We start from the raw sequence: 24,754 nt of genomic DNA on the forward strand, positions 1-24,754 counted from the left end.
GTCGGCATTATCGGGCAGAGCCTGATATCCAATTGCGCGATCGATACGCCTTGTCGTTCGTCGACTGTATCGAGGTCGAAACAATGACTGAGCGTTCGACTGCTCGCGTCGGCATAGCTTTCTCCGCCCGCGACGGATTCCAGCTCAAGGGAACCTATTTCCCGGCGGCCGAGGGTGATCGTTCCCCCGTGCTCATCTGCCCTGCGACAGGAATCCGGCAATCCTTTTATTTCCCGTTTGCAGACTGGCTACGCAAAGAGGGCCACTCGACGTTTGTATTCGACTATCGGGGAATCGGCGCGTCGCTTGATACGGAGCACGTCCGCCAGTCCCGAGCGCGGAAACAGGACTGGGGGCAGTTCGACATGCCTGCGGCGCTCGACTGGCTTCTTGGCGAAACCGGTGTGCGCGGCGCACATTTGATCGGGCATAGCGCAGGCGCACAACTGGTCGGCCTGATGCCGAATCACGCATCCATTCGTTCGCTATGCGCCATCTCGGCGTCTTCCGGGTATGTCGGCAACATTCGCTGGCCAAAGCGTTTCGCGGCCTTGCTGCTTGCGCATATGTACGTGCCGATTTCCGTTCGATTGCTCGGTTACGTTCCGGCCAGGGTACTCGGTTGGGGTGATGATCTGCCGCCGTGCGTCGGACTTCAGTGGGCCCGATGGTGCCGTCGGCCGGGATATGTGGCGAACGAATTCGGAGTAGGGGTGGCACGCCACTACTACGACGAATTTATCGCTCCCGTCACCGTTGTGGCCGCAACCGACGACCCGCTTGCCACGCCGGCCAATATTGCAGACTGGCTGCGCCTGTTGCCGAGAGCCAAGTCCGACGTTCACTTCATCCATCCAGAAAATCCCGACGGCCGAGCAATTGGCCACGTCGGCATGTTCCGCCGCGAGCATTCGTCGCTGTGGCCGGAACTCACCAGAGGGTTGCTGCGCTGACGGAGCGCGTCGTTTGCATCCTCGCATCAGGAGACCACGATGGATGATTCAATTGAAATGAAATTGCGCTTCAAGGCCGTCAGAAATGAGGCGAAGGAGACGCGCGCGTCGCTTTACCATCTCACGAATCAATGCAACCTACGTTGCAAGGGCTGCTGGTTTTTCGAGAACGAATTCGATACGGCATCGCAAGAGTTGAGCGATGCGATTCGCCTTGAGCAGCGTGTGAGGGAGGAAGCTGCGCGCGGGATCAACGCGCCGCTATTGATTGGCGGCGAGCCTGCATTGCACCTCGATCGGATACGGATGTTCCGGAAATACATGCCGAAAGTGTCAGTGTCGACGAATGGACTTCGAAAAATCCCGTATGAAGGATTCGAGGACATCACCATCGCGATCTCCGTATTTGGCGGCGGGCCACTCGACGATGAATTGCGTGCGATCGGTCCGAACGGAAAACGCTTCACCGGCTTGTTTGACAAGGCACTGGCAAACTATCGCGACGACGAACGTGCGGGTTTTGTCTACGCAGTGACGATTGACGGTATCGCGTACATCGAGGAAACGGTGCGTAAAATTCGAGATAACGGGAATCGCTTGCTGTTCAATTACTACAGCCCCTACGACGTTGACGGACCGTTACGCAGGCGAGGCGAGGAGAGATTGCTGGACGTGTTGCTCGACTTAAAGGTGAAATACCCTGAAACCGTCGCAAGCCATCCCTATTATCTGGCGGCCCTGATGAGGGGCGAGACAGCTTGGGGAGCATTCAATGGTGCGAGTTGTCCGAGCGTTAGCGAGGATCATCCGCAAAACGTGGATCGGTTCGCATCGGGGTGGCCCTCGCTGCCCAGGTTCAATGCATATCGTGCCGACTTTGTCTCGCTTGCGCGCTGTTGTACATCAGGAGAATGTGCGAAGTGCCGTGACAGCCAGGCCGTGATTTCCTGGTTGCTGGTTAACGCGAGGCATGTACTGCAGGAAGACGACGGACTTCGGACATGGACGGAGGTTGCTGAAAGCTATTTCAGTCAGTTTGTCTGGTCGAAATACCATCCGCGCAACCGTATGGCGCGTACGTCGAATTGCGCAATGCAATGAGGCGGCACTGGGTGGTCACCATGCCGCCATGCATAGCCGGATCGAAATCGGACGGCCAACGCCGGTCGTGACGTAACCGGTGCGCCGAAAAGAAAAAAGCCCGCACAAAGCGGGCTTTTCACTGAAGCGATAACGCAACGCTCAGACGTTGAACAGGAAGTTCATCACGTCGCCGTCGTGCACGACATATTCCTTCCCTTCCGCGCGCATCTTGCCGGCTTCCTTCGCGCCTTGCTCGCCCTTGTACGTGACGAAGTCGTCGAATGCGATCGTCTGCGCGCGGATGAAGCCGCGCTCGAAGTCGGTGTGGATCACGCCGGCCGCTTGAGGGGCCGTGTCGCCGATATGGATCGTCCACGCGCGCACTTCCTTCACGCCCGCGGTGAAGTAGGTCTGCAGGCCGAGCAGCTTGAACCCCGCGCGGATCACGCGGTCGAGGCCCGGCTCTTCCATGCCCATGTCGGCGAGGAACGCTTCCTTGTCCGCGTCGTCGAGATCGGCGATTTCCGCCTCGATCGCCGCACACACGGCGACCACCGGCGCATTCTCGCTTTCCGCGTACTTGCGTACCGCGTCGAGGTGCGGGTTGTTCTCGAAACCGTCGTCCTTCACGTTGGCCACGTACATGGCCGGCTTCGCGGTGATCAGGCAGAACGGCTTGAGCAGCGCCTCTTCGTCGTCCGACAGTTCGAGGCCGCGCACGGCCTTGCCCTGGTCGAGCTGCGCGCGCACTTTTTCGAGCACCGCGACGAGCTTCGCCGCTTCCTTGTCGTTGCCCGACTTCGCAGCCTTCGAATAGCGCGTGAGCGCCTTCTCGACGGTGCCGAGGTCGGCGAGCGCGAGCTCGGTGTTGATCACTTCGATGTCGTCGATCGGGCTGACCTTGCCGGCGACGTGAATGACGTTCTCGTCCTCGAAGCAGCGCACGACGTGCGTGATCGCGTCGGTTTCGCGGATGTTCGCGAGGAACTGGTTGCCGAGGCCTTCACCCTTGCTCGCGCCCGCGACGAGGCCTGCGATATCGACGAATTCGACGACGGCCGGCACGACCCGCTCCGGCTTGACGATCTCGGAGAGCGCCTTCAGGCGCGTATCGGGCACTTCGACGATGCCGACGTTCGGCTCGATCGTGCAGAACGGGTAGTTCTCGGCGGCGATGCCGGCCTTGGTCAGCGCATTGAACAGGGTGGACTTGCCGACGTTGGGCAAGCCGACGATGCCGCATTTGAGACTCATGGAATCCTTCGGACGGGTAAGGCGGCGCGGCCGGACAGGGCACGGCGGCGCGGGAAAATAAGGGCGGCCGGCGCTTGGGGCGCGGCGGGCCGACGGTCAAAGTCGCTATTGTACCGTGCCGACGCCCCGGAATCCGGGCGGGCGCCGAACGGCCGATGCGGCGGGCCGCCGCGCTGCCGCATCGGCCTGCGATTCTGCTGATTTCCCGCAAAGTCCGGCCGCGTAAGGGTTTGGCCCCGCGGCTATAATGCCCGCCATGACTGCCCACCACACCTTCGACGTCGCCGTGGTCGGCGGCGGGCTCGTCGGCAAGACGGCCGCGCTCGCGCTGACCCAGTCCGGCTACAAGACAGCCTTGCTCGCCCAGCCGGCCACGCCGCGCCCCGCCGATCTCGCCTTCGACACGCGCGTCTACGCGCTGTCCTCCAGTTCGCAGGCGCTGCTCGAGCGGCTGCGCGTCTGGCAGGCGCTCGATCACAGCCGGCTTGCGCCGGTCTACGACATGCGCGTGTATGGCGACGCGCACGCGGAACTGCATTTCTCCGCGTACCAGGCGTCCGTGCCGCAGCTCGCGTGGATCGCCGAATCGTCGCTGGTCGAGGCGTCGCTCGACGCCGCGCTGCGGTTCCAGCCGAACCTCACGTGGTTCGATGCGCGCGCACAGGGCTTCGACGTGCGCGACGACGCGGCCGTGCTCACGCTGTCGTCGGGACAGGTGCTGGAAGCGGACCTCGTCGTCGGCGCGGACGGCGCGCATTCGTGGGTACGCTCGCAAATGGGGGCCAAGGTCGAGCGGCGCGACTACCGGCAAACCGGCGTCGTCGCGAACTTCAAGGCGTCGCTGCCGCACCGCGAGACCGCCTACCAGTGGTTCCACGAAGGCGAGATCGTCGCGCTGCTGCCGCTGCCGGACGGCCATGTGTCGCTCGTCTGGTCCGCGCACACCGCGCATGCGGACGAATTGCTCGCACTCGATCCGGCGCAGCTCGCGGCCGAAGTCGAGCGCGTGTCGCACGGCCAGGTCGGCACGCTCGACTGCGTGACGCCGGCTGCCGGCTTCCCGCTGGCGCTGCAGACGGTCGACAAGCTGATCGCACCGCGCGTCGCGCTCGTCGGCGATGCCGCGCACCTGATCCACCCGCTCGCGGGGCAGGGGATGAACCTCGGCCTGCGCGACGTCGCGGCGCTTGCCGACGCGATCGCAGGCAAGGAAAGCTTCCGCAACCTCGGCGATACGGTGCTGCTGCGTCGCTACGAGCGTTCGCGTCGCGAAGACATCCGCGCGCTGATGGTCGCGACCGACGGGCTGCAGCGGCTGTTCGCGGTGCCGGGCTCGCTCGCGAAGGCCGTGCGCAACGCGGGCATGGCCTTCGTCGGCGCGCAGCCGCTGGTAAAGCGCTGGCTCGTATCAGCCGCGCTCGGCTGATCGATCGAACCTTCGGCCGCTTCGCCGGTCGGACACGGTTCCGTTACGGCGTACACTGTGCCGTGCACTCCGATTGAGCTGAAGGAAGAATTCGATGAAAAAAACGATCCGCATCGCGTCGCTGGCGCTGGCCGTCACGATGGCGACGCTTGGCTGCACCGCGCAGGCCGACCAGACCACCGACAAGCTGAAAGCAACGCTGCAGGCCCGCCTCGGCAGCGACGCGCCGATCAAGAGCGTGTCGAAAGCGCCGGTCGCCGGCCTTTACGAAGTCAACCTCGGCTCGCAGATCATCTATAGCGATGCGGCAGGCGATTACGTGCTGCTCGGCGATCTCGTCGACACCAAGACGCACAAGAACCTGACCGACGCGCGCCTGTCCGAAATCAACAAGATCGACTTCGCGAGCCTGCCGTTCGCGAATGCGATCAAGGTCGTCAAGGGCAACGGTGCCCGCAAGATCGCGGTGTTCTCCGATCCGAACTGCCCGTATTGCAAGAAGCTCGAGACGACGCTGCAGTCGGTCGACAACGTGACCGTCTACACGTTCCTGTACCCGGTGCTGTCGCCGGATTCGACCGCGAAGTCGAAGGCGATCTGGTGTGCGACCGATCGCGCGAAAACGTGGCAGGGCTGGATGCTCGACCACCGCGCGCCGTCCGGCGCCGGTACCTGCGATACGACCGCGCTCGACAAGAACCTCGCACTCGGCCGTGGGATGAACGTCACGGGCACGCCGACGATCTTCCTGCCGGACGGCCGCCGCCTGCCGGGCGCCGTGTCGGCCGACCAGCTCAACCAGGCGCTCGCCTCGAGCAAGTAACCGACCACACGCCGGGCCGCATGGCCTGGCCAGCGAGGGGCGCCCGCATCTGCCGGCGCCTCTCTTCGTTTCCGCCGCCGTATTCGACCGACCGATTGCCACGATGACTCAGCCGATCCGCTATTCGATTGTTCCGAAAGATCTTGCCGCGCACCTGTTCGAAGTGTCGGTGACGGTCACCGATCCCGACCCCGAAGGCCAGCGCTTTTCGTTGCCGGTGTGGATTCCGGGCAGCTACCTCGTGCGCGAGTTCGCGCGCAACATCGTGACGCTCGGCGCCTTCAACGACGCGGGCCGCAAGGTGCGGATCGCGAAGACCGACAAGCACACGTGGCAGGCCGCACCCGTGAACGGCACGCTGACGCTGCGCTACGACGTGTATGCGTGGGACCTGTCGGTGCGCTCCGCGTATCTCGATGAGTCGGGCGGCTTCTTCAACGCGACGGCCGTGTTCCTGAGCGTTGCGGGCCGCGAGGATGCGCCGTGTGAAGTCGACATCGCGAAGCCGGCCGGTGCGGCGTTCCGCGCATGGCGCGTCGGTACGTCGCTGCCCGCGGCGCGCGGCACCAAGCGCTACGGGTTCGGTGCATATCGCGCAGCGAACTACGACGAGCTCTCCGACCATCCGGTGACGATCGGCGAATTCGCGCTCGCGACGTTCGACGCGCACGGCGTGCCGCACGACATCGTGATCGCGGGGCGCGTGACGCAGCTCGACCTGGAGCGCCTGCGCGCCGACCTGAAGCGCGTGTGCGAAGCGCAGATCGCGCTGTTCGAGCCGAAATCGAAGAAAGCGCCGATGGACCGCTACGTGTTCATGACGCTGGCGGTCAGCGACGGCTACGGCGGCCTCGAGCACCGCGCGTCGACCGCGCTGATCTGCAACCGCACCGACCTGCCGGTGAAAGGGCGGCCCGAAACGACGGAAGGCTATCGCACGTATCTCGGGCTCTGCAGCCACGAGTACTTCCATACGTGGAACGTGAAGCGCATCAAGCCGGCGGCGTTCGTGCCGTACGACCTGTCGAAGGAAAACTACACGTCGCTGCTGTGGCTGTTCGAAGGCTTCACGTCGTATTACGACGACCTGATGCTGGTGCGCAGCGGGCTGATGTCGCAGGACGAATATTTTGCGGCGCTCGGCCGAACGGTCGGCGGCGTGCTGCGCGGCACGGGGCGCCTGAAGCAGAGCGTCGCCGAAAGCTCGTTCGACGCGTGGATCAAGTACTACCGCCAGGACGAGAACGCGACCAATGCAATCGTCAGCTACTACACGAAGGGTTCGCTGGTCGCGCTCGCCTTCGATCTCGCGATCCGCGCGCAGACGCGCAACAAGAAGTCGCTCGACGACGTGATGCGCCTGCTGTGGCAGCGCTACGGCCGCGATTTTTATCGCGGCAAGCAGGCAGGCGTCGAGGAGAACGAAGTCGAGGCGCTGATCGAGGAGGCGACGGGCGTCGCGCTCGGCCGCCTGTTCGCCGATGCCGTGCACGGCACGCGCGACCTGCCGCTCGCCGAACTGCTCGCACCGTTCGGCGTGACGCTCGCGCCCGATGTGGCGAACGGCGCGCTCGCGAAGCCGACGATCGGCGCGCGCCTGCGCGGCGGCGCGGACTGCACGTTCGCGGCCGTCTACGAAGGCGGCGCCGCACATCGCGCGGGGCTGTCGGCCGGCGACACGCTGATCGCGGTCGACGGGCTGCGCGTCACGGGCACCAACCTCGACGCACTGCTCGCGCGCTACTGGCCGGGTGACAAGGTCGAGGTTCACGCGTTCCGGCGCGACGAGCTGCGCACCGCGAAACTGAAGCTCGACGGCCCGGAAGTCACGCGCTACCGGCTGACGGCGGCCGCGAAGCCGGCTGCGGTCTCGAAGGCCCGAGAGGCCTGGCTGAAGGGGTGAACGGTCGGAAGCGGGTATCGGGGCACGATCAACGATTGTTCTGCTGTTGCAACAATCCGTCGCCCTGAACCCGCTTTTTCGCGATCATGCGGCCACGCACAATGGCGTCACTCGCGCTACCAAAGCGCAACCCTACTGGAGCCTGACATGACGACCATTCTGCAAATCAATTCCGCCGCGCGTTCGCAAGGTGCGCAATCCACGCTGCTGGCCAACGAACTGACGGCAAAGCTGCAACAATCGAACCCCGGCGCGAACGTCGTGGTTCGCGACCTGCTGGCCGATGCGCTGCCGCACCTCGACGAATCGGTGCTCGGCGCGTTCTTCACGCCGGCCGACAAGCGCACCGCGGAACAGAATGCGATCGTCGCGAAGAGCGATGCACTGATCGCCGAACTGCAAGCTGCCGACATCATCGTGATCGGCGCACCGATGTACAACTTCGGCATCTCGTCGCAACTGAAGACGTACTTCGACTGGATCGCACGTGCAGGCGTCACGTTCCGCTACACCGAGAACGGTCCGGAAGGCCTGATCAAGGGCAAGAAGGTTCACGTGGTGACGGCCCGTGGCGGCAAGTACGCCGGTACGCCGAACGACAGCCAGACCCCGTACCTGCGCACGTTCCTCGGCTTCGTCGGCATGACCGACGTGAACTTCATCTTCGCGGAAGGCCTGAACCTCGGCGCGGATGCGCAAAGCGCAGCGCTGGCTGGCGCACGCGAAGCGATCGCCGCCGCGTAAGGTCGATGCGGGTGCGCCGCACCCGCCGTATCGCCCGATAAAAAAACGCCGCGTCCCGAAAGGGGCGCGGCGTTTTCGCATGCCGGCTGCCGTGGCGAACGAACGGCGGTGCGGCGGTTACGCGAGCGTTTCCGCCACGTCAGGCAGGCGCCAGTCGATCGGTTCGCGCCCTGCGTCGACCAGATAGTCGTTCGCGAGCGCGAAATGGCGGCAGCCGAGGAAGCCGCGGTGCGCGGACAGCGGCGACGGATGCGGCGCCTCGAGCACGCGATGCGCGCTGGCGTCGAACAGCGCGCGCTTCGCCTGTGCGTGGGCGCCCCACAGCATGAAGACGAGCCCCTGATGGCGGCCGGCGAGTTCGCGGATCAGCGTGTCCGTGCATTGCTCCCAACCGCGCTTCGCATGGCTCGCGGCGGCCCCGCGCTCGACCGTCAGCACCGTGTTGAGCAGCAGCACGCCCTGGCGCGCCCAGGTGTCGAGGCAGCCGTGGCGCGGTGTGTCGTGGCCGAAGTTAGCGGCGATTTCCTTGAAGATGTTGCGCAGCGACGGCGGCGTGCGCACGGCCGGCGGCACCGAGAACGCGAGCCCGTGCGCCTGCGGCGTGCCGCGATCGTCGCCGTGGTACGGATCCTGGCCGAGGATCACGACTTTTACGTCGTCAGGGCTCGTCAGGCGCAGCGCGCGGAACACGTCGGTCGGGTAGACCGTCTTGCCGGCCGCACGCTCGTCATCGACGAAGCGGCACAGCGGCGCGTACGCGTCGCTGTCGGTAAAGGGTTTCAGCACGTCGCGCCAGACGGGCGGCAGCGCGTCGAATTGCGCGGCGAGGTGCGGGACGTCGGCGGCAACGGGCTGCGGTGCCGTCGGGGCCGCAGCCGGAGCGGCGGCTTTCTTGCCGGGCTTGCGTCCGGCTGCGGGCGCTTCGGGCGCCGGCGGCGGAATATGGGCCGGTGCCGTTTCCGGCACGGGATCATCGAACAGCGACGCCTGTTGCGGCGCGCGGGAAGTCTTGCGGGTTGCCATGCGTGATGCGGGTTATTGCGCGCGCAGCCGGTAGCCGCGCTGCGCCTTGCTGATGTTTTCGGGAACGAGGCCCGGCAGCGCTTGCTGCAATTCGGCGGCGAGCGTTGCAAGCGCCGCCTCCGGGCCGTCGATCAGTTCGAGTTCGATTTCGCTGATCGGTTCGCGGCGCGTTTCGTGTTCCGCCTGGACGACGATCTCGCCGAGGTCCACCGCGGCTTCGACGGTTGCGCCGCCGATTGCGATGCGCCACAGCGTACGCGAAAAATCCGTGCGGAACAGCGCCGACAGCGAACCGGCCGCGTCATTCAGCGCGGCGGCGGCTTCCGGCACGTCGCAGGCTGCGACGAGCGCGTCGATCTCGAGCGCGTCGCCGGCGACCGGCAGCTCCCACTCGTGGCGGCGATGCAGGCCGCCTTCCGCGCTGCCGACCGTCTTGAACGTCTGCAGCCAGCCTTGCGGCGTGCGGCGCACGCGCACCGCGCTCTTCGAGCGGGCCAGCGCGAGATCGGGCGTGTCGTAATAGACGTTTGCGAGCGTGATGTCGCGACCGGGTTCGCCGGTCAGCGTCTCGAAGAAGCGTCGCGCGGCGTCGGCCTGGCCGGCCGGCAGCGCGAGCTTGATTTCCTTTTCGATCGCCATCAGAAGAACATCCGTGCGAGTTCTTCGCCCGGCTGCCCGGCGCGCATGAACGCTTCGCCGACGAGGAACGTGTTCACGTTCGCCGCGCGCATCGTGTCGACGTCGGTGCGCGACAGGATGCCCGATTCGGTCACGACGATCCGGTCGGCCGGAATCATGTCGAGCATGTCGAGCGTGGTCTGGATCGACGTCTCGAACGTGCGCAGGTTGCGGTTGTTGATGCCGAGCAGCGGCGTCTTGAGCGTCAGCGCCTGTTCCATCTCGTTGCGGTCGTGTACTTCGACCAGCACCGCGAGGCCGAGCGAGTGCGCATACGCTTCGAGATCCTGCATCAGCGGGGTGTCGAGCGCGGCGGCGATCAGCAGGATCGCGTCGGCACCCATCGCGCGCGCTTCGATGATCTGGTACGCGTCGACGATGAAGTCCTTGCGCAGCACCGGCAGTTCGCAGGCCGCGCGCGCTTGTTCGAGATAGCGGGCGCTACCCTGGAAGAACTGCTCGTCGGTCAGCACCGACAGGCACGCGGCGCCGTGCGCTGCATACGAACGCGCGATGTCGGCAGGCACGAAATGCTCGCGCAGCACGCCCTTCGACGGGCTGGCCTTCTTGATTTCGGAAATCACGGCCGCGTGGCCGGCCGCATGCTTCGCGCGCAATGCGCCGACGAAGTCGCGCAGGTCGCGCGCGGACGCTTCCAGTTTCAGTGCCTCGAGCGGCGCGCTGCGCATGGCCGCCGCGACTTCTTCGCGCTTGACGCCGATGATTCGGTCGAGAATGTCGCTCATGTGGATTCCTGCTTGATTCGTAGGGGGAGTCAGCGCTTGAACTGCTGCGTGAAGCGCACGAGTTCGTCGACTTTCGCGCGGGCCTTGCCGCTCGCGATCGCTTCGCGGGCGAGCTGGATGCCGTCCGCGATCGACTCGGCGACGTTCGCCGCATAGAGCGCGGTGCCGGCGTTCAGTGTGACGATCTCACGCGCGACGCCCGGCTGGTTGTCCAGCGCACCGAGCAGCATCGTGCGCGATTCGTCGGCATTTTCCACCTTCAGCGTGCGGTTCGACACCATCTGCAGGCCGAAGTCTTCCGGATGGATCTCGTATTCGTGCACCTTGCCGTCGCGCAGCTCGCCGACGAGCGTTGCCGCGCCGAGCGATACCTCGTCCATCCCGTCCTTGCCGTACACGACCAGCACGTGCTGCGCGCCCAGGCGCTGCATCACGCGCACCTGGATGCCGACGAGGTCGGGGTGGAACACGCCCATCAGCTGGTTCGGCGCGCCGGCCGGGTTGGTCAGCGGGCCGAGGATGTTGAAGATCGTGCGCACGCCGAGCTCGCGGCGCACGGCTGCGATGTTCTTCATCGCCGGGTGATGGTTCGGCGCGAACATGAAGCCCATGCCCGTTTCGGCGATCGACGCGGCAACCTGGTCGGACTGCAGGTCGATGTTCACGCCGAGCGCCTCGAGCACGTCGGCGCTGCCGGACTTGCTCGATACGCCGCGGTTGCCGTGCTTCGCGACTTTCGCGCCGGCCGCGGCCGTGACGAACATCGACGCGGTCGAGATGTTGAACGTGTGCGAGCCGTCGCCGCCGGTGCCGACGATGTCGACGAAGTTCGAGTTGTCCTGCACCTCGACGTGGTTCGCGAATTCGCGCATCACGGTCGCGGCGGCGGCGATCTCGCCGATCGTCTCCTTCTTCACGCGCAGCCCGGTGATGATCGCGGCCGCCATCACGGGCGACATGTCGCCGCGCATGATGAGCCGCATCAGATGCAGCATCTCGTCGTGGAAGATTTCGCGGTGTTCGATCGTGCGCTGCAGCGCTTCCTGCGGGGTAATCGTCATCGTGAGGCTCCCGTCAGGCGGCTTGCGCGGCCGCGGCGCGGGCCTGTTTCAGAAAATTCTCGAGCAGCGCGTGGCCATGCTCGGACAGGATCGATTCCGGGTGGAACTGCACGCCTTCGATCGGCAGCGTCTTGTGGCGCACGCCCATGATTTCGCCGTCGTCGGTCCAGGCGGACACCTCGAGGCAGTCGGGCAGCGATTCGCGCTCGATCGCGAGCGAGTGATAGCGCGTGACGTCGAAGTGCTTCGGCAGGTCGGCGAATACACCGCGGCAGTCGGTTTCGATCTTGCTCACCTTGCCGTGCATGATGGTCTTCGCGCGCACGACGCGGCCGCCGAAGGCCTCGCCGATCGCCTGATGGCCGAGGCACACGCCGAGGATCGGCTTCTTGCCCGCGAATGCTTTCAGCACGTCGAGCGTGATGCCCGCGTGCTGCGGGTTGCTCGGGCCGGGCGACAGGCAGATCGCATCGGGATTCAGGCGCGCGATTTCGTCGAGCGTGATTTCGTCGTTGCGGTAGGTGCGCACGTCCTCGCCGAGTTCGCCGAAGTACTGGACCAGGTTGTAGGTAAACGAGTCGTAGTTGTCGATCATGAGCAGCATGGTCAGTCTCCGGTCAGAAGTCGCTATCGAGGCCGTCCTGGACCTGTTCGGCCGCACGCAGCACCGCGCGCGCCTTGTTTTCGGTCTCTTGCCATTCGGATTCGGGCACCGAATCCGCGACGACGCCGGCCGCCGCTTGCACGTAAAGGTTGCCGTTGTGGATCAGGCCCGTGCGGATCGCGATCGCGAGATCCATCTCGCCCGAGAACGACAGGTAGCCGACGGCGCCGCCGTACAGCCCGCGCTTGACCGGCTCGAGTTCGTCGATCAGTTCCATCGCACGGACCTTCGGCGCGCCGGACAGCGTGCCGGCCGGGAACGTCGCGCGCAGCACGTCGTAGTTCGTCATGCCGGGCTTCAGCTTGCCTTCGACCGAGCTGACGATGTGCTGCACGTGCGAGTATTTCTCGATGACCATCTGGTCGGTCACGTGCACCGAGCCGATTTCCGCGATGCGGCCGACGTCGTTGCGCGCGAGGTCGATCAGCATCACGTGCTCGGCGATCTCCTTCGGATCGTTGAGCAGCTCGGTCGCGAGTTCCGCGTCGCGCTCGGGCGTGTTGCCGCGCGGTCGCGTGCCGGCAAGCGGGCGGATCGTGACGATCTGGTCTTCGCCGCGCTTTTCCTGGCGCACGAGGATTTCCGGCGATGCGCCGACCACGTGGAAATCGCCGAAGTTGTAGTAGTACATGTACGGCGACGGGTTCAGCGAACGCAGCGCGCGATACAGCGACAGCGGATTGTCGCGGTACGGCTTCGTCAGACGCTGGCCGACCTGGATCTGCATCAGCTCGCCGGCCGCGATGTATTCCTTCGCCTGGCGCACGGCGGCCAGATAATCATCCTTCTTGAACTCGCGGAACGTCTCGGTGCGCACGCTCGCCGACGTGACCGGCGGCTGCACGGTCGTGCGCAGGCGCTGCTTCAGTTCGCGCAGGCGTTGTTTCGCCTTCGTATAGGCTTCGGCCTGGCTCGGATCCGCGTAGATGATCAGGTACAGCTTGCCGGCGAGGTTGTCGATGACCGCGACTTCCTCGGTCAGCAGCAACTGGATGTCGGGCAGGCCGAGATCGTCGCGCGGTGCGGTGTTCGCGAGCTTCTTCTCGATGTAGCGCACCGCGTCGTAGCCGAAATAGCCGGCGAGACCGCCGCAGAAGCGTGGCAGGCCCGGGCGCTGCGCCACCTTGAAGCGCGCCTGGAACGATTCGATGAACTGGAACGGGTCGCCGTCGTGCGTCTCGACGACCTCGCCGTCGCGTACGACTTCCGACACGCCGTTGCGGGTCCGCACGAGCGTACGGGCGGGCAGGCCGATGAACGAATAGCGGCCGAAGCGTTCGCCGCCGACCACCGATTCGAGCAGGAACGAGTTGGCGCCCGAGCGTTCGGGCTGGGCCAGCTTCAGGTAGAGGGACAGCGGCGTTTCGAGATCGGCGAGGGCCTCCGCGATCAGCGGGATGCGGTTGTAGCCTTCGTTCGCGAGCGATTGAAATTCGAGTTCGGTCATGTTCCGGTCCTGTTCGGGACGAGCGGCGCGTGCGCCAGGGATCACTTGACGCTGCGCGGGTTGCCGTCGGCGAAAGGGCGGTCGATCGAGAAGTGCCTGTTGCCGGCCGGCACTCCGTGCGTGAACGTCGCGAGCCAGCGGCCGCACCTGAACGCAAGCGTTCGGACGCGGTAGAACTCGAGGTGGTGCGACGATCGGCGCGCGGATGCGCAGCGAGATAAAAAACGGCGCTGAAGACGTGCTTCAGCGTACCTCATCGAAGAGGTTAGCGCGACCAGCGACGCCAGGGCCAGGCTCCCCGGTCGATGCTGCTCAGACTCCGTTTTTTATTCAGAAACATGCAGATGGAAGAAATAATCAGAGGGTTGGCCGGCCGGCGTTGTGCGCGGAGATCGCGCGAGCTGCGACCAGCAACGAATCGACTATACCATCCGAATTTATCGTTTGTATAGCTTTGCCATGGTTGTAGCCGTACGGCACCGTCAGCGTCGCCATCCCGGCCGCGCGGCCTGCCAGCGCATCGTTTTCCGAGTCGCCGATCGCGACTGCCGCATCCGGTGCGACGCCGAGCGCGTTGCAGGCCGTCAGCATCGGCAGCGGATCGGGCTTCTTGCGCGCGACGCTGTCGCCGCCGAGCACGATGCCGAAGCAATCGGCCAGCCCGTATTGCTCGAGCAGCTCGACCGCGAAGCGATGCGGCTTGTTCGTCACGCACGCGAGCCGGATGCCGGCTGCGCGCAGCGCGTCGAGACCGGCGGCCACGTCCGGGTAGAGGCGTGTGTGGCGGCCGTTGATCTTCGCGTACTCGGTCTGGTAGATCGCGAGTGCGTCGTCGAAGCGGGCGTGCGCCTCGTCGGCTGCGAAGCGCGGTTTCAGCACGCTCTGGATCAGGTGTTCGGAGCCCTTGCCGACGTAGCCGATCACCTCGTCGCGCGACGTGGCCGGCGCGCCGAGCTGCGCGAGCATCCCGTTCAGGCCGGCCGTGAAATCGTCGGCCGTATCGACCATGGTGCCGTCGAGATCGATCAGCGCTGCGTCGATGCGCGGCGTGGCGAAGCGGATCGGAGCGGCTTCCGGTGCGGCCCCGGCCGATGCATGGCCGGCGAGCGACGAGTCGGCCACGGCGTCAGCTCCGCTCGACGGTAGCGAGCGCGGCGCGCATCTCGTCGATCACCTTGCGGTAGTCCGGCTTGCCGAAAATCGCCGAACCCGCGACGAAGGTGTCGGCGCCGGCCGCCGCGATTTCCGCGATGTTGTCGGTCTTCACGCCGCCGTCGACTTCAAGCAGGATCTCTCGGCCGGTGCGCTCGGTGTACGCGTCGATGCGTGCGCGTGCTTCGCGCAGCTTGTTCAGCGTTTCCGGAATGAACGACTGGCCGCCGAAGCCCGGGTTGACCGACATCAGCAGCACGAAGTCGAGGCGGTCCATCACGTGGTCGAGGTAGTTCAGCGGCGTGGCCGGGTTGAACACGAGGCCGGCCTTGCAGCCGTGGTCGCGGATCAGCGACAGCGTGCGGTCGATGTGATCGGAGCCTTCCGGGTGGAAGCTGATCAGGTTGGCACCGGCCTTCGCAAAATCGGGCACGATCCGGTCGACCGGGCGCACCATCAGGTGCACGTCGATCGGCACCTGCACGTGCGGGCGGATCGCTTCGCACACGAGCGGGCCGATGGTCAGGTTCGGCACGTAATGGTTGTCCATCACGTCGAAGTGGATCCAGTCGGCGCCGGCGGCGACCACGTTGCGGACTTCTTCGCCGAGCCGTGCGAAATCGGCCGACAGGATGCTGGGAGCGATGCGGAATTGGGTCATGGCAGGGGAGCGGGGACGTTGCGGCGCAAAACCGCCATTCTACCGTCCGGCGACCCGGTGCGCGGCGGCAGGCCGTGCGGTCGAGGCCGGATTGCGCATAGAATGCCGAACCAATGCGGCGCGCCCGCGGCCCCGTTGCCCATGCCGGCGCGGGCAGTCATCTTCCAGCGGAAACACCATGAGTCAGTATCAATTCACCGTTTCGGTGAAAACCAGCTACTTGCCGGAACAATCCGACCCCGATCGCCGTCAATACGCATTCGCGTACACGCTGACGATCCGCAACACGGGACAGGTCGCGGCGCAACTGATCGCGCGTCACTGGATCATCACGGACAGCGAGAGCCACGTGCAGGAAGTGAAGGGGCTCGGCGTCGTCGGGCACCAGCCGCTGCTCCAGCCGGGCGAGCACTTCGAGTACACGAGCTGGGCCGTGATCGCGACACCGGTCGGCACGATGCGTGGCGCGTACTTCTGCGTGGCGGAGGACGGCGAGCGTTTCGAGGCGCCGGTCGACGAGTTCGCACTGCACATGCCGCGCACGCTGCATTGAGCGGGCGGAGTGCGTCAGGGTGTTAGCGCGGCTTGCGGGTGTGCTTCTTTCTGCCCGACGACGTCCACACGACGATGAAGATCAGCAGGGCGAGCGCGACGAAGGCTTCGAGCGCGAAGATGAGCATCGGATATTGGTCGAGAAAATCTGACATGGCGGTTTCCATCAAGAACGGACATTGTATGTGGTTTGGGCCCCGGGTGGCCGGGTGGGTTGCGGCTGCCGCGGCAGCGGCGCTGCTGGCAGCGTGCGGTGGCGCGCCGACGCGGACGTCGTCGCTGAAGCCGCCGACCGGCGCGGCGATCGTGCCGGGTCAGGTTGCCGCGAAGCGGCTCACGCCGGTCGCGTGGCAACAGGTGCCGGGCTGGCAGGACGATTCGCTGCTCGGCGCAACCGCCGCGCTGCGACAGAACTGCGTGCGGCTCGCGCGCCAGCCGGCCTGGGCACGCGCTTGCGCGGCCGCCGACCGGCTCGACGAGCTTGACGTCAGCAGTGCACGCACGTTCTTCGAAACGTATTTCACGCCGTTCCAGCTTGCGAACACCGACGGTACGCTCGACGGGCTCGTGACCGGCTATTACGAGCCGCTGCTGCACGGTTCGCGCGTGCGTCGCGGTCCGTATCAGTACGCGCTCTACCGCTGGCCGGCCGGTTATCGCGCGGGCGCCGCGCTGCCGGCACGCGCGCAGCTCGAACGCGCCGGCATCCTGAACGGCAACGAACTCGTGTGGGTCGACGACCCGATCGAAGCGTTCTTCCTGCAGGTGCAGGGCTCGGGGCGCGTGCTGCTCGACGACGGTTCGGTGATGCGGGTCGGCTTCGGCGGCACCAACAACCAGCCGTACCGCTCGATCGGCAAGTGGCTGCTCGATCGCGGCGAGCTGACGCCCGCTCAGGCGACGATGCAGGGCATCAAGGCGTGGGCGAAGGCGAACCCGACCCGGGTCGACGCGTTGCTCGATACGAACCCGCGGTTCGTGTTCTTCCGCGACATGCCGACCAAGGAAGATGCACCGCACGGCGGCGCGGACGGCCCGATCGGTGCACTGGGCGTACCGCTGACGCCAGAGCGTTCGATCGCCGTCGACCCGTCGTCGATCCCGCTCGGCACGCCCGTGTTCCTGCAGACGACGCGCCCGCTGACGAATACGCCGATGAACCGGCTCGTGTTCGCGCAAGATACGGGCTCCGCGATCAAGGGCGGCGTGCGGGCCGACTATTTCTGGGGGCTCGGCGACGATGCAGGCGATCAGGCCGGGCGGATGAAGCAGGTCGGCCGGATGTGGCTGCTGTTCCCGAATTCGTGATGTGACGCGGCGCGGGTGCTCGTGGTTTCTCGGGGCGCTGCCGATGCGATAGATGCGGCGTGGAAGCGGCGGTGTGCGTGGGGCACGTCGCTCTGATCTTGAGGGCGTACCTGCGGTGCCAGATTTCGTGATGCGCTTGTTGCGTCGGCGGATGCCCAAAGGCGTCCTGGAATGAAACAGCCCGATCGGTGTTGGCCGATCGGGCTGTTTCATTTGCCACTTTGGATTCACCGCGCGTCATGCACGCGTAGCGATTTTCGTCAGCCCCTGCGCTTGTCGACGACGCGTCGCGCCTTGCCGACCGACCGCTCGATCCCGTTCACGGGAAGCACGTTGATCACGGCCGTTACGCCGATCAGCGACTTGATGTCGTAGGCGAGCGCCTGTTTTGCCGCATGGATCGCCGCCGTATCGGGTGCTGTCTCGGGGCAAGGCTCGACATTGAGCGTCATCACGTCGAGCGGGCCTTCCTTCGTCAGCACGATCTGATAGTGCGGGGCGAGCGCGTGCTGCTTGAGCAACTGCTCCTCGATTTGCGTCGGGAACACGTTGACGCCGCGCACGATCATCATGTCGTCCGAGCGCCCGGTGATCTTCTCCATCCGGCGCATCGTGCGGGCAGTGCCGGGCAACAGCCGCGTGAGGTCGCGGGTCCGGTAGCGGACGATCGGCAGCGCCTCCTTTGTCAGCGACGTGAACACGAGCTCGCCGAGTTCGCCGTCCGGAAGCACCTCGCCGGTTTCGGGATCGATGATTTCCGGATAGAAGTGGTCTTCCCAGATGGTCGGGCCGTCCTTGGTCTCGACGCATTCGGACGCGACGCCGGGGCCCATCACTTCGGACAGCCCGTAAATGTCGACCGCATCGATGCCCATCCGCTGCTCGATCGCGACGCGCATGTCGTTGGTCCAGGGTTCCGCGCCGAAGATGCCGATGCGCAGCGAACTCTGCACGGGATCGAGGCCCTGGCGCTCGATTTCGTCGGCGATCGACAGCATGTAGCTCGGCGTCACCATGATGATGTCGGGCCGGAAATCCTGGATCAACTGCACCTGCTTCTCGGTCTGGCCGCCACCGAACGGGATCACGGTCAGCCCTGCGCGTTCGGCACCGTAGTGTGCGCCAAGCCCGCCCGTGAACAAGCCATAGCCGTAGCTGACGTGCACCTTGTCGCCGCGGCGCGCCCCGGCGGCGCGGATCGAGCGCGCGACGAGATTCGCCCAAGTGTCGATGTCGCGGGCCGTATAGCCGACGACCGTCGGCTTGCCGGTCGTGCCCGACGACGCATGAATGCGCGAGATCTGGTCCTGCGGCACCGCGAACATCCCGAACGGGTAACTGTCGCGCAGGTCGCTCTTCGTCGTGAACGGGAAGCGCGACAGGTCGGCGAGCGTCTTCAGGTCGTCCGGGTGGACACCCGCGTCGTCGAACTTGCGACGATAGACGGGGGAGTGGTCATACGCATGCCGGAGCGACCACTTGAGGCGCTCGAGCTGCAGCGCGGTCAGCTCGTCGCGTGAGGCGGTCTCGATCGGCTCGAGCGGTAGCGGGGTAGTCATGCATGTCTCCAGTGTTTGTTATGTGCGAGCCGTCGACGTCAGCGGTCTTCCGGGATGACCGTGCCCTTGATCTGGGCGGATTTGCCGCGAAACATCGCGACGGTTTCACCGGTCTGGTTCGTGACGCGGATGTCGTAGATGCCTTGGCGGCCAGCACGCGCCTGCTCGATCGCCTCGGCCGTCAGCACGTCATCGCCGTGCACGGGGCGCAGGAATTCGATCGAGCAGCCGGCCGCGACGGTATTCACGTTGTACGAGTTGCACGCGAACGCGAACGTCGAATCGGCCAGCGTGAAGATGATCCCGCCATGGCAGGTCTGATGCCCGTTCAGGAATTCGGGCCGCACGCGCATCTGCAGGCGCGCGTAGCCGGCGCGTACTTCGGCGATTTCCATCCCGAACGCACGGCTGCATGCGTCGGCGTCGTACATGGCCCGCGCGGTGGCGCGAGCGAGTGCATCGGGGTCGAGCGTGGCAGTGGCGTTTGTCATGTCAACGCCCCTCGAAGCGCGGCGCGCGCTTCTCGATGAATGCCTTCACGCCTTCCGCATAGTCGTGCGACTGGCCGAGCATGCGCTGCAGGTCGCGTTCCATGTCGAGTTGCTGGTCGAGCGTGTTCGTGACGCCGGCACGCATCGATTGCTTGATCGATGCGATCGCGAGCGTCGGCTGCTGCGCGAGCTGGGTGGCAAGCTGGCGGGCTGACGCAGCGAGCGCGTCGTCGTCGACAGCGCGCCAGATCAAGCCCCATTGCTCGGCCTGTTCGGCGCCGAGCTTGTCGCCGGTCAGCGCGAGCCCCAGCGCGCGTGCCATGCCGACGCGTTGCGGCAGGAACCACGTACCGCCCGAATCCGGCACGAGACCGATCTTGACGAAGGCCTGGATGAAGCTGCTCGAGCGGGCGGCGAACACGAGATCGCAGGCGAGCGCGAGATTCGCGCCGGCGCCGGCCGCCGTGCCGTTGACGGCGGCGATCACCGGAATCGGCAGACGCTGCAGGCGGCGGATCAGCGGATTGAAGTGCTCGTCGATCAGCGTGCCGAGATCGGTGGACGCGCCCGGCGTGAAGTCGAGATCGGCCAGGTCCTGGCCCGCGCAGAAGCCGCGCCCCGCACCCGTCAGGATCAGTGCACGCGCGCCGGCTGCCTCGACATCATCGAGTGCCGACTGCAACTCGCGATGCATCGCCCGCGTAAAGCTGTTCAGCTTGTCGGGGCGGTTGAGGGTAATCGTGGCTACGTTCGAGGTCTGATCGATTTCCAACTGAATCGCCTGATAGGACATGCAGTGTCTCCTTCATGACTTCGTTATAGGCGCGCGGTGCGTCGGTTACACGCGTTCGATCGCGAGCGCGATGCCCTGGCCGACGCCGATGCACATCGTACAGAGCGCAAAGCGGCCGCCCGTACGCTCGAGTTGGTGGAGCGCCGTGGTCACGAGCCGGGCGCCTGATGCGCCGAGCGGGTGTCCCAGTGCGATCGCACCGCCGTTCGGGTTCACACGCGGATCATCGTCGGCGACGCCGAGCATGCGCAGCACCGCGAGACCTTGGGACGCGAACGCCTCGTTCAGCTCGATCACATCGAACTGGTCGATGGTCATGCCGAGCTGGTGCAGCAGTTTTTGCGTGGCCGGCGCGGGCCCGATGCCCATCACGCGCGGTGCGACGCCGGCTGTCGCCATGCCGATGACGCGTGCGCGGCGGCGCAGGCCGTACTGGTCGGCTGCTTGCGCATTGGCGAGCAGCAGCGCGCACGCACCGTCGTTGACGCCCGATGCGTTGCCGGCCGTCACCGAGCCGTCCGGGCCCACGACGCCCTTCAGCTTCGCGAGCGCTTCGAGCGATGTCTCGCGCGGATGCTCGTCGCGCGCGACGACCACCGGATCGCCTTTCTTCTGCGGAATCGTGACGGCAACGATTTCGTCGGCAAGCGTGCCGTCCTGCTGCGCACGTGCAGCCTTCTGCTGGCTGCGCAGCGCGAACAGATCCTGGTCGGCTCGGCTGATGTTGTAGTCGACCGCAACGTTTTCGGCCGTCTCGGGCATCGAATCGACGCCATACAGCTGTTTCATCAGCGGATTGATGAAGCGCCAGCCGATCGTCGTGTCGAAAACGTCGGCCTGGCGTGCGAACGCGCTCGTGGCCTTGCCCATCACGAACGGCGCACGCGTCATGCTCTCGACGCCGCCTGCGATCATCAGGCGCGCCTCGCCCGCCTTGATCGCGCGCGCGGCCGTGCCGATCGCGTCCATCCCGGAGCCGCACAGCCGGTTCAGCGTCGTGCCGGGCACGTCGGTCGGCAGGCCAGCGAGCAGCGACGACATGCGCGCGACGTTGCGGTTGTCCTCGCCGGCCTGGTTCGCGCAGCCGTAGATCACGTCGTCGATCGCCGCCCAGTCGACATCACGGTTGCGCTCGATGAGCGCCTTGAGCGGCACCGCACCGAGGTCGTCGGCGCGGAGATCTTTCAGGGCGCCGCCGTAGCGGCCGATGGGAGTGCGAATCGCGTCGCAGATATAGGCGTCTGTCATGGGCGTATCGATGAGCAACGAACCCGCCGGGTGGCGGATTCGTTCATGGTAGAGAACGTGGCGGCGTTTGCACGTCGGCCATTCGGGTTATGCCGGTTGGCCGGCTTCCACGGGTGCTGCTTTCGGCGCAACATGGACACGGCTTTGCACTACGCGGAACCGGTTGGCGACGAACGCCGGGTCGGCCAACGCCGCGTTGGCTGCCGGATTCGCGCCCGTGCCGTGGAAATCCGAGAACGCGGCAGACTGGTTCACGAACACGCCGCCCGTCAGGTTGATCGACAGTGCGACGCCACCGCGTACCGCCGCGTCGTGGGCGGCGTCGACGATCGCGTCGTCGGTGCTGTAGACGGAGAGGGTCAGCGCGCCATGTTCGGCCGCGATTTCCCCGGCGAGGTCGAGCGACTGCGCGGTCGAGTCGGTCGCGATCACGAACGAGATCGGGCCGAACCATTCCTGCGTGAATTTCTCGCGATCGGCCACGTCGAGTTGCAGCACGAGCGGCGTGCGCACGCGGGCATCGGGGAACGCAGGGTGCTGGAGGGTCAGGCTGTCGGCGAGCACGCGGCCGAGCTCGCGGGCGTTGTCGATGCGTGCGGTCACGCTTTCGTTCTGGATTGCGCCGATCAGTTCGACCGAGCGTGCCGGGTCGCCGGTGAGTTTTTGCACGGCAACGGCGATGGCTTGTGCGACCTCGTCGAAGCTCGCATGGCCGTCCGCCGTCCGGATGCCGTCGCGCGGCACGTAGATGTTCTGCGGTGCCGTGCACATCTGGCCGGAGTACAGCGCCAGCGAGAACGCGATGTTCCTGGCGACGGCCTTCAGGTCGTCGGTCGAGTCGATCACGATCTGGTTGACGCCGGCCTTCTCTGTATAGACCTGTGCCTGGTGGGCATGGCGTTCGAGCCACGTGCCGTTTTGCGTGCTGCCGGTGAAGTCGATCAGCTTGATCTCGGGGCGCAGCGCGAGATCCTGGACGAGTGCGCCGTCGTTGGGTTCGGTCGCGAGGAGCGTGACGACGTTCGGATCGAAACCGGCTTCGCGCAGCACGTCGCGAGCGATCCGGACGGTGATGGCGAGCGGCAGGATCGCACCCGGATGCGGCTTGACGATCACGGTGTTGCCGGTTGCGAGATCGGCGAACAGGCCGGGATAGCCGTTCCAGGTCGGGAAGGTGCAGCAGCCGAGCACGAGCCCGGTGCCGCGCGAGACGATCGTGTAGCGCTTGTGCATCGCGAGCGGCGGGTTCTTGCCTTGCGGTTTTTCCCAGTGCGCGTCGGCCGGGATGCGGCGCAGTTCGTCCCATGCATAGGCGACTGCTTCGAGCGCACGATCTTGCGCGTGCGGGCCGCCGGCCTGGAACGCCATCATGAATGCCTGCCCCGTGGTGTGCATCACGCTGTAGGCGATTTCGAAGCTGGCGCGATTCAGGCGCGCGAGGATTTCGAGACTGACGCCGATCCAGGCGCTCGGGCCGGCTTCGCGCCACGAGCGTTGTGCTGCGGCAGCGGCGGCGATCAATTCGTCGGGCGTCGACTTCGGATACCGGATGCCCAGTGCAATGCCGTACGGCGACCGCTCTGCGCCGACCGTTTCTCCGGACGCCGGCTGGTCGAGCGCGAACGTCTTGTCGAGGTGCGATTTGAATGCGGCCTCACCATCTGCGTTCGCGCTTTCCCCGTACACTTTGGGGCTCGGCATTTCGGTGAACGGGCTCCAGTACCCGCGGCTCTCGATTGCGGCGAGTGCGTGTTTCAGCGTGTCTTCGTGCTTCGTGAACAGTGCATGGGTCATGGCGGCAGCCTGATGGACGTTGAGAGGGGTTGGATCGATTAATTAACCGACCGGTTGGTCGGAGAATGGTAGCATCAAACTATTCGCATGTGCGAGGCGTTTCTCATTTCATTGATCGAGGAGAAATAGATGGCTTACGAGAACATCCTGGTGGAGACCCGGGGGCGTGTCGGGCTGGTTACGCTGAACCGTCCGAAGGCGCTGAATGCGCTGAACGATGCACTGATGGATGAGCTGGGCGACGCGCTGAAGGCGTTCGATGCGGACGATGGCATCGGCGCGATCGTGGTGACCGGGAGCGAGAAGGCGTTCGCGGCTGGCGCGGACATCGGCATGATGGCGACCTACTCCTATATGGATGTCTACCGGGGCGACTACATCACGCGTAACTGGGAGACGGTCCGTGAGATCCGCAAGCCGATCATTGCGGCGGTTTCGGGCTTTGCACTGGGCGGTGGTTGTGAGCTGGCCATGATGTGCGACATCATTTTTGCGGCGGACACGGCCAAGTTCGGCCAGCCGGAAATCAAGCTGGGTGTCATGCCGGGTGCGGGCGGCACGCAGCGTCTGCCGCGCGCGGTGTCGAAGGCGAAGGCGATGGATATGTGCCTGACTGCACGTTTCATGGATGCTGCCGAAGCGGAGCGCGCGGGGCTCGTGTCTCGCGTGCTGCCGGCCGACACGCTGCTCGACGAGGCGCTTGCCGCCGCGGCGACGATCGCCGAGTTTTCGCTGCCGGCGGTCATGATGGTCAAGGAGTCGGTGAACCGCGCGTACGAGACGACGCTGGCCGAAGGCGTCCACTTCGAGCGTCGGCTGTTCCATTCGCTGTTCGCGACCGAAGACCAGAAGGAAGGGATGGCGGCATTCGTCGAAAAACGGAAGCCAGTGTTCAAGCACCGCTGATCGGGTTGGTGGGGTAGTTGGCCGGCGACGGGGCGGTATCGGTCGTCGACATGTTTGCCCGGCCCGTCGAGCCCGAAGCCCCCGTGCGCGCCAGCGCACGGGGGCCTTTTCAAAATATTTTCATAAAGGGGCTTGCGTAGACGGGGGCGGGTGCTTAGAATCACGCCTCTTTCGCGCTAACGGAAACGCAGCGCGGGAGAGGGAAGCAAGGCGGGTGGTGTGCTGGAGTCTGGAGCGCGCAGCTGGCCTGGAAGTTGAGCCCCGCAGTCGCAACGATGTAGTGTAAAAAGTTGTTGACGAACTGCGAAACACGGTTCATAATCTCGCTTCTCTGCTGCTGAAAACGCAGCGCTGCTGAGAAACACGAAGTTCCTCGCAGAATGCTCTTTAAAAATTAACAGCCGATAAGTGTGGGCGCTTGATGAAAGCGAGCTGATCCTCGGATCAGATAGCGAAAGTATCAAGAGTCTCACACTAAAGTAAGT

At 65.4% G+C, this 24,754-nt stretch carries 24 protein-coding genes; 9 read left to right on the forward strand and 15 right to left on the reverse strand.

The genetic code is table 11. The features are described from left to right. Positions 1–50 precede the first annotated feature (50 nt). Positions 51–953, forward strand: coding sequence for an alpha/beta hydrolase family protein (locus tag CFB45_RS02400; protein ID WP_256976508.1), 903 nt, complete (start codon positions 51–53; stop codon positions 951–953). 39 nt (positions 954–992) lie between these two features. Then, entirely contained in the window at positions 993–2,054 is a 1,062-nt protein-coding gene (locus CFB45_RS02405; protein ID WP_089424388.1) for a radical SAM protein, read from the forward strand. Between the two features lie 141 nt (positions 2,055–2,195). On the opposite strand, the gene ychF is transcribed toward CFB45_RS02405, so the two are convergent. Then, on the reverse strand, positions 2,196–3,290 hold the full coding sequence (gene ychF / locus CFB45_RS02410; protein ID WP_089424389.1) for a redox-regulated ATPase YchF: 1,095 nt from the start codon (positions 3,288–3,290) through the stop codon (positions 2,196–2,198). A 247-nt stretch (positions 3,291–3,537) separates the two neighbouring features. Here ychF and CFB45_RS02415 point away from each other — a divergent pair, with 247 nt between their 5' ends. The 4 genes from CFB45_RS02415 (at position 3,538) to CFB45_RS02430 (ending at position 8,186) form a co-directional block, all read left to right on the forward strand. After that, a complete protein-coding gene (locus CFB45_RS02415) occupies positions 3,538–4,716 on the forward strand; it encodes a UbiH/UbiF family hydroxylase (RefSeq protein ID WP_089424390.1) in 1,179 nt (392 codons plus the stop codon). Positions 4,717–4,810: 94 nt separating this feature from the next. Then, the gene (locus CFB45_RS02420; protein ID WP_089424391.1) at positions 4,811–5,539 is read left to right on the forward strand and encodes a DsbC family protein; all 729 of its coding nucleotides are present in this window, start codon (positions 4,811–4,813) and stop codon (positions 5,537–5,539) included. A 103-nt stretch (positions 5,540–5,642) separates the two neighbouring features. Next, a complete protein-coding gene (locus CFB45_RS02425) occupies positions 5,643–7,442 on the forward strand; it encodes a M61 family metallopeptidase (protein WP_089424392.1) in 1,800 nt (599 codons plus the stop codon). A gap of 147 nt (positions 7,443–7,589) precedes the next feature. Beyond that, entirely contained in the window at positions 7,590–8,186 is a 597-nt protein-coding gene (locus tag CFB45_RS02430; protein ID WP_039362334.1) for an FMN-dependent NADH-azoreductase, read from the forward strand. 117 nt (positions 8,187–8,303) lie between these two features. On the opposite strand, the gene CFB45_RS02435 is transcribed toward CFB45_RS02430, so the two are convergent. The 8 genes from CFB45_RS02435 to rpe form a co-directional block, all read right to left on the reverse strand. Continuing rightward, a complete protein-coding gene (locus CFB45_RS02435; RefSeq protein WP_089424393.1) occupies positions 8,304–9,209 on the reverse strand; it encodes a uracil-DNA glycosylase in 906 nt (301 codons plus the stop codon). Between the two features lie 12 nt (positions 9,210–9,221). Beyond that, positions 9,222–9,848, reverse strand: coding sequence for a CYTH domain-containing protein (locus CFB45_RS02440; protein ID WP_089424394.1), 627 nt, complete (start codon positions 9,846–9,848; stop codon positions 9,222–9,224). Then, the gene (gene trpC, locus CFB45_RS02445; RefSeq protein ID WP_089424395.1) at positions 9,848–10,633 is read right to left on the reverse strand and encodes an indole-3-glycerol phosphate synthase TrpC; all 786 of its coding nucleotides are present in this window, start codon (positions 10,631–10,633) and stop codon (positions 9,848–9,850) included. Before trpC ends, CFB45_RS02440 begins: the two co-directional genes overlap by 1 nt. 29 nt (positions 10,634–10,662) lie before the next feature. Continuing rightward, positions 10,663–11,694, reverse strand: a complete 1,032-nt coding sequence (gene trpD / locus CFB45_RS02450; protein WP_043191545.1) for an anthranilate phosphoribosyltransferase — start codon at positions 11,692–11,694, stop codon at positions 10,663–10,665. 13 nt (positions 11,695–11,707) lie between these two features. After that, on the reverse strand, positions 11,708–12,298 hold the full coding sequence (locus CFB45_RS02455) for an aminodeoxychorismate/anthranilate synthase component II (RefSeq protein ID WP_089424396.1): 591 nt from the start codon (positions 12,296–12,298) through the stop codon (positions 11,708–11,710). Positions 12,299–12,311: 13 nt separating this feature from the next. Next, complete coding sequence (trpE, locus tag CFB45_RS02460; protein WP_089424397.1) at positions 12,312–13,805, reverse strand: anthranilate synthase component I; 1,494 nt, start codon at positions 13,803–13,805, stop codon at positions 12,312–12,314. Positions 13,806–14,162: 357 nt separating this feature from the next. Next, complete coding sequence (locus CFB45_RS02465; RefSeq protein WP_089424398.1) at positions 14,163–14,927, reverse strand: phosphoglycolate phosphatase; 765 nt, start codon at positions 14,925–14,927, stop codon at positions 14,163–14,165. A gap of 4 nt (positions 14,928–14,931) precedes the next feature. Beyond that, positions 14,932–15,618, reverse strand: coding sequence for a ribulose-phosphate 3-epimerase (rpe, locus tag CFB45_RS02470; protein ID WP_011883156.1), 687 nt, complete (start codon positions 15,616–15,618; stop codon positions 14,932–14,934). A 178-nt stretch (positions 15,619–15,796) separates the two neighbouring features. On the opposite strand from rpe, the gene apaG reads away from it, so the two are divergent. Further along, positions 15,797–16,171 (forward strand): Co2+/Mg2+ efflux protein ApaG, encoded by a 375-nt coding sequence (gene apaG, locus CFB45_RS02475; RefSeq protein WP_034183732.1) that lies wholly within the window; start codon positions 15,797–15,799, stop codon positions 16,169–16,171. Between the two features lie 22 nt (positions 16,172–16,193). Here apaG and CFB45_RS39330 read toward each other — a convergent pair whose 3' ends face one another. Further along, positions 16,194–16,325 carry a hypothetical protein gene (locus CFB45_RS39330; protein WP_256940834.1) on the reverse strand — a complete coding sequence of 44 codons (132 nt, stop codon included), beginning with the start codon at positions 16,323–16,325 and terminating at the stop codon, positions 16,194–16,196. Between the two features lie 28 nt (positions 16,326–16,353). Between CFB45_RS39330 and mltA the strand changes: the two genes are divergently transcribed. Then, positions 16,354–17,478: a murein transglycosylase A gene (gene mltA, locus CFB45_RS02480; protein WP_226275398.1), complete on the forward strand. Its 1,125-nt coding sequence runs from the start codon at positions 16,354–16,356 to the stop codon at positions 17,476–17,478. A 260-nt stretch (positions 17,479–17,738) separates the two neighbouring features. On the opposite strand, the gene paaK is transcribed toward mltA, so the two are convergent. From paaK to paaN, 5 genes are all read right to left on the reverse strand, one after another. Beyond that, positions 17,739–19,037, reverse strand: a complete 1,299-nt coding sequence (paaK, locus tag CFB45_RS02485; RefSeq protein ID WP_089424399.1) for a phenylacetate--CoA ligase PaaK — start codon at positions 19,035–19,037, stop codon at positions 17,739–17,741. A 38-nt stretch (positions 19,038–19,075) separates the two neighbouring features. Continuing rightward, positions 19,076–19,528, reverse strand: coding sequence for a hydroxyphenylacetyl-CoA thioesterase PaaI (paaI, locus tag CFB45_RS02490; RefSeq protein ID WP_071335534.1), 453 nt, complete (start codon positions 19,526–19,528; stop codon positions 19,076–19,078). 1 nt (position 19,529) lies between these two features. Then, positions 19,530–20,321 carry a 2-(1,2-epoxy-1,2-dihydrophenyl)acetyl-CoA isomerase PaaG gene (gene paaG, locus CFB45_RS02495; protein ID WP_089424400.1) on the reverse strand — a complete coding sequence of 264 codons (792 nt, stop codon included), beginning with the start codon at positions 20,319–20,321 and terminating at the stop codon, positions 19,530–19,532. 45 nt (positions 20,322–20,366) lie between these two features. After that, a complete protein-coding gene (pcaF, locus tag CFB45_RS02500; protein ID WP_089424401.1) occupies positions 20,367–21,569 on the reverse strand; it encodes a 3-oxoadipyl-CoA thiolase in 1,203 nt (400 codons plus the stop codon). An 87-nt stretch (positions 21,570–21,656) separates the two neighbouring features. Then, complete coding sequence (gene paaN / locus CFB45_RS02505) at positions 21,657–23,363, reverse strand: phenylacetic acid degradation protein PaaN (protein ID WP_089424402.1); 1,707 nt, start codon at positions 23,361–23,363, stop codon at positions 21,657–21,659. Positions 23,364–23,492: 129 nt separating this feature from the next. On the opposite strand from paaN, the gene CFB45_RS02510 reads away from it, so the two are divergent. Then, the gene (locus tag CFB45_RS02510) at positions 23,493–24,269 is read left to right on the forward strand and encodes an enoyl-CoA hydratase (protein WP_089424403.1); all 777 of its coding nucleotides are present in this window, start codon (positions 23,493–23,495) and stop codon (positions 24,267–24,269) included. Positions 24,270–24,754: the final 485 nt, after the last annotated feature.

The sequence above is a fragment of the Burkholderia sp. HI2500 genome, from assembly GCF_002223055.1.
Lineage (GTDB): Bacteria > Pseudomonadota > Gammaproteobacteria > Burkholderiales > Burkholderiaceae > Burkholderia.

Excerpts from the sequence above, each read along its gene's own strand:
- CFB45_RS02420 (WP_089424391.1), top strand. The coding sequence starts at position 4,811 with ATGAAAAAAACGATCCGCATCGCGTCGCTGGCGCTGGCCGTCACGATG.
- CFB45_RS02435 (WP_089424393.1), bottom strand. The coding sequence starts at position 9,209 with ATGGCAACCCGCAAGACTTCCCGCGCGCCGCAACAGGCGTCGCTGTTC.
- ychF (WP_089424389.1), bottom strand. The coding sequence starts at position 3,290 with ATGAGTCTCAAATGCGGCATCGTCGGCTTGCCCAACGTCGGCAAGTCC.
- paaN (WP_089424402.1), bottom strand. The coding sequence starts at position 23,363 with ATGACCCATGCACTGTTCACGAAGCACGAAGACACGCTGAAACACGCA.
- CFB45_RS02430 (WP_039362334.1), top strand. The coding sequence starts at position 7,590 with ATGACGACCATTCTGCAAATCAATTCCGCCGCGCGTTCGCAAGGTGCG.
- trpD (WP_043191545.1), bottom strand. The coding sequence starts at position 11,694 with ATGACGATTACCCCGCAGGAAGCGCTGCAGCGCACGATCGAACACCGC.
- CFB45_RS02405 (WP_089424388.1), top strand. The coding sequence starts at position 993 with ATGGATGATTCAATTGAAATGAAATTGCGCTTCAAGGCCGTCAGAAAT.
- paaI (WP_071335534.1), bottom strand. The coding sequence starts at position 19,528 with ATGACAAACGCCACTGCCACGCTCGACCCCGATGCACTCGCTCGCGCC.
- CFB45_RS02510 (WP_089424403.1), top strand. The coding sequence starts at position 23,493 with ATGGCTTACGAGAACATCCTGGTGGAGACCCGGGGGCGTGTCGGGCTG.
- apaG (WP_034183732.1), top strand. The coding sequence starts at position 15,797 with ATGAGTCAGTATCAATTCACCGTTTCGGTGAAAACCAGCTACTTGCCG.
- paaK (WP_089424399.1), bottom strand. The coding sequence starts at position 19,037 with ATGACTACCCCGCTACCGCTCGAGCCGATCGAGACCGCCTCACGCGAC.
- CFB45_RS02415 (WP_089424390.1), top strand. The coding sequence starts at position 3,538 with ATGCCCGCCATGACTGCCCACCACACCTTCGACGTCGCCGTGGTCGGC.
- rpe (WP_011883156.1), bottom strand. The coding sequence starts at position 15,618 with ATGACCCAATTCCGCATCGCTCCCAGCATCCTGTCGGCCGATTTCGCA.
- CFB45_RS02440 (WP_089424394.1), bottom strand. The coding sequence starts at position 9,848 with ATGGCGATCGAAAAGGAAATCAAGCTCGCGCTGCCGGCCGGCCAGGCC.
- trpE (WP_089424397.1), bottom strand. The coding sequence starts at position 13,805 with ATGACCGAACTCGAATTTCAATCGCTCGCGAACGAAGGCTACAACCGC.
- trpC (WP_089424395.1), bottom strand. The coding sequence starts at position 10,633 with ATGAGCGACATTCTCGACCGAATCATCGGCGTCAAGCGCGAAGAAGTC.
- mltA (WP_226275398.1), top strand. The coding sequence starts at position 16,354 with ATGTGGTTTGGGCCCCGGGTGGCCGGGTGGGTTGCGGCTGCCGCGGCA.
- CFB45_RS02455 (WP_089424396.1), bottom strand. The coding sequence starts at position 12,298 with ATGCTGCTCATGATCGACAACTACGACTCGTTTACCTACAACCTGGTC.
- CFB45_RS39330 (WP_256940834.1), bottom strand. The coding sequence starts at position 16,325 with ATGTCAGATTTTCTCGACCAATATCCGATGCTCATCTTCGCGCTCGAA.
- CFB45_RS02425 (WP_089424392.1), top strand. The coding sequence starts at position 5,643 with ATGACTCAGCCGATCCGCTATTCGATTGTTCCGAAAGATCTTGCCGCG.
- paaG (WP_089424400.1), bottom strand. The coding sequence starts at position 20,321 with ATGTCCTATCAGGCGATTCAGTTGGAAATCGATCAGACCTCGAACGTA.
- pcaF (WP_089424401.1), bottom strand. The coding sequence starts at position 21,569 with ATGACAGACGCCTATATCTGCGACGCGATTCGCACTCCCATCGGCCGC.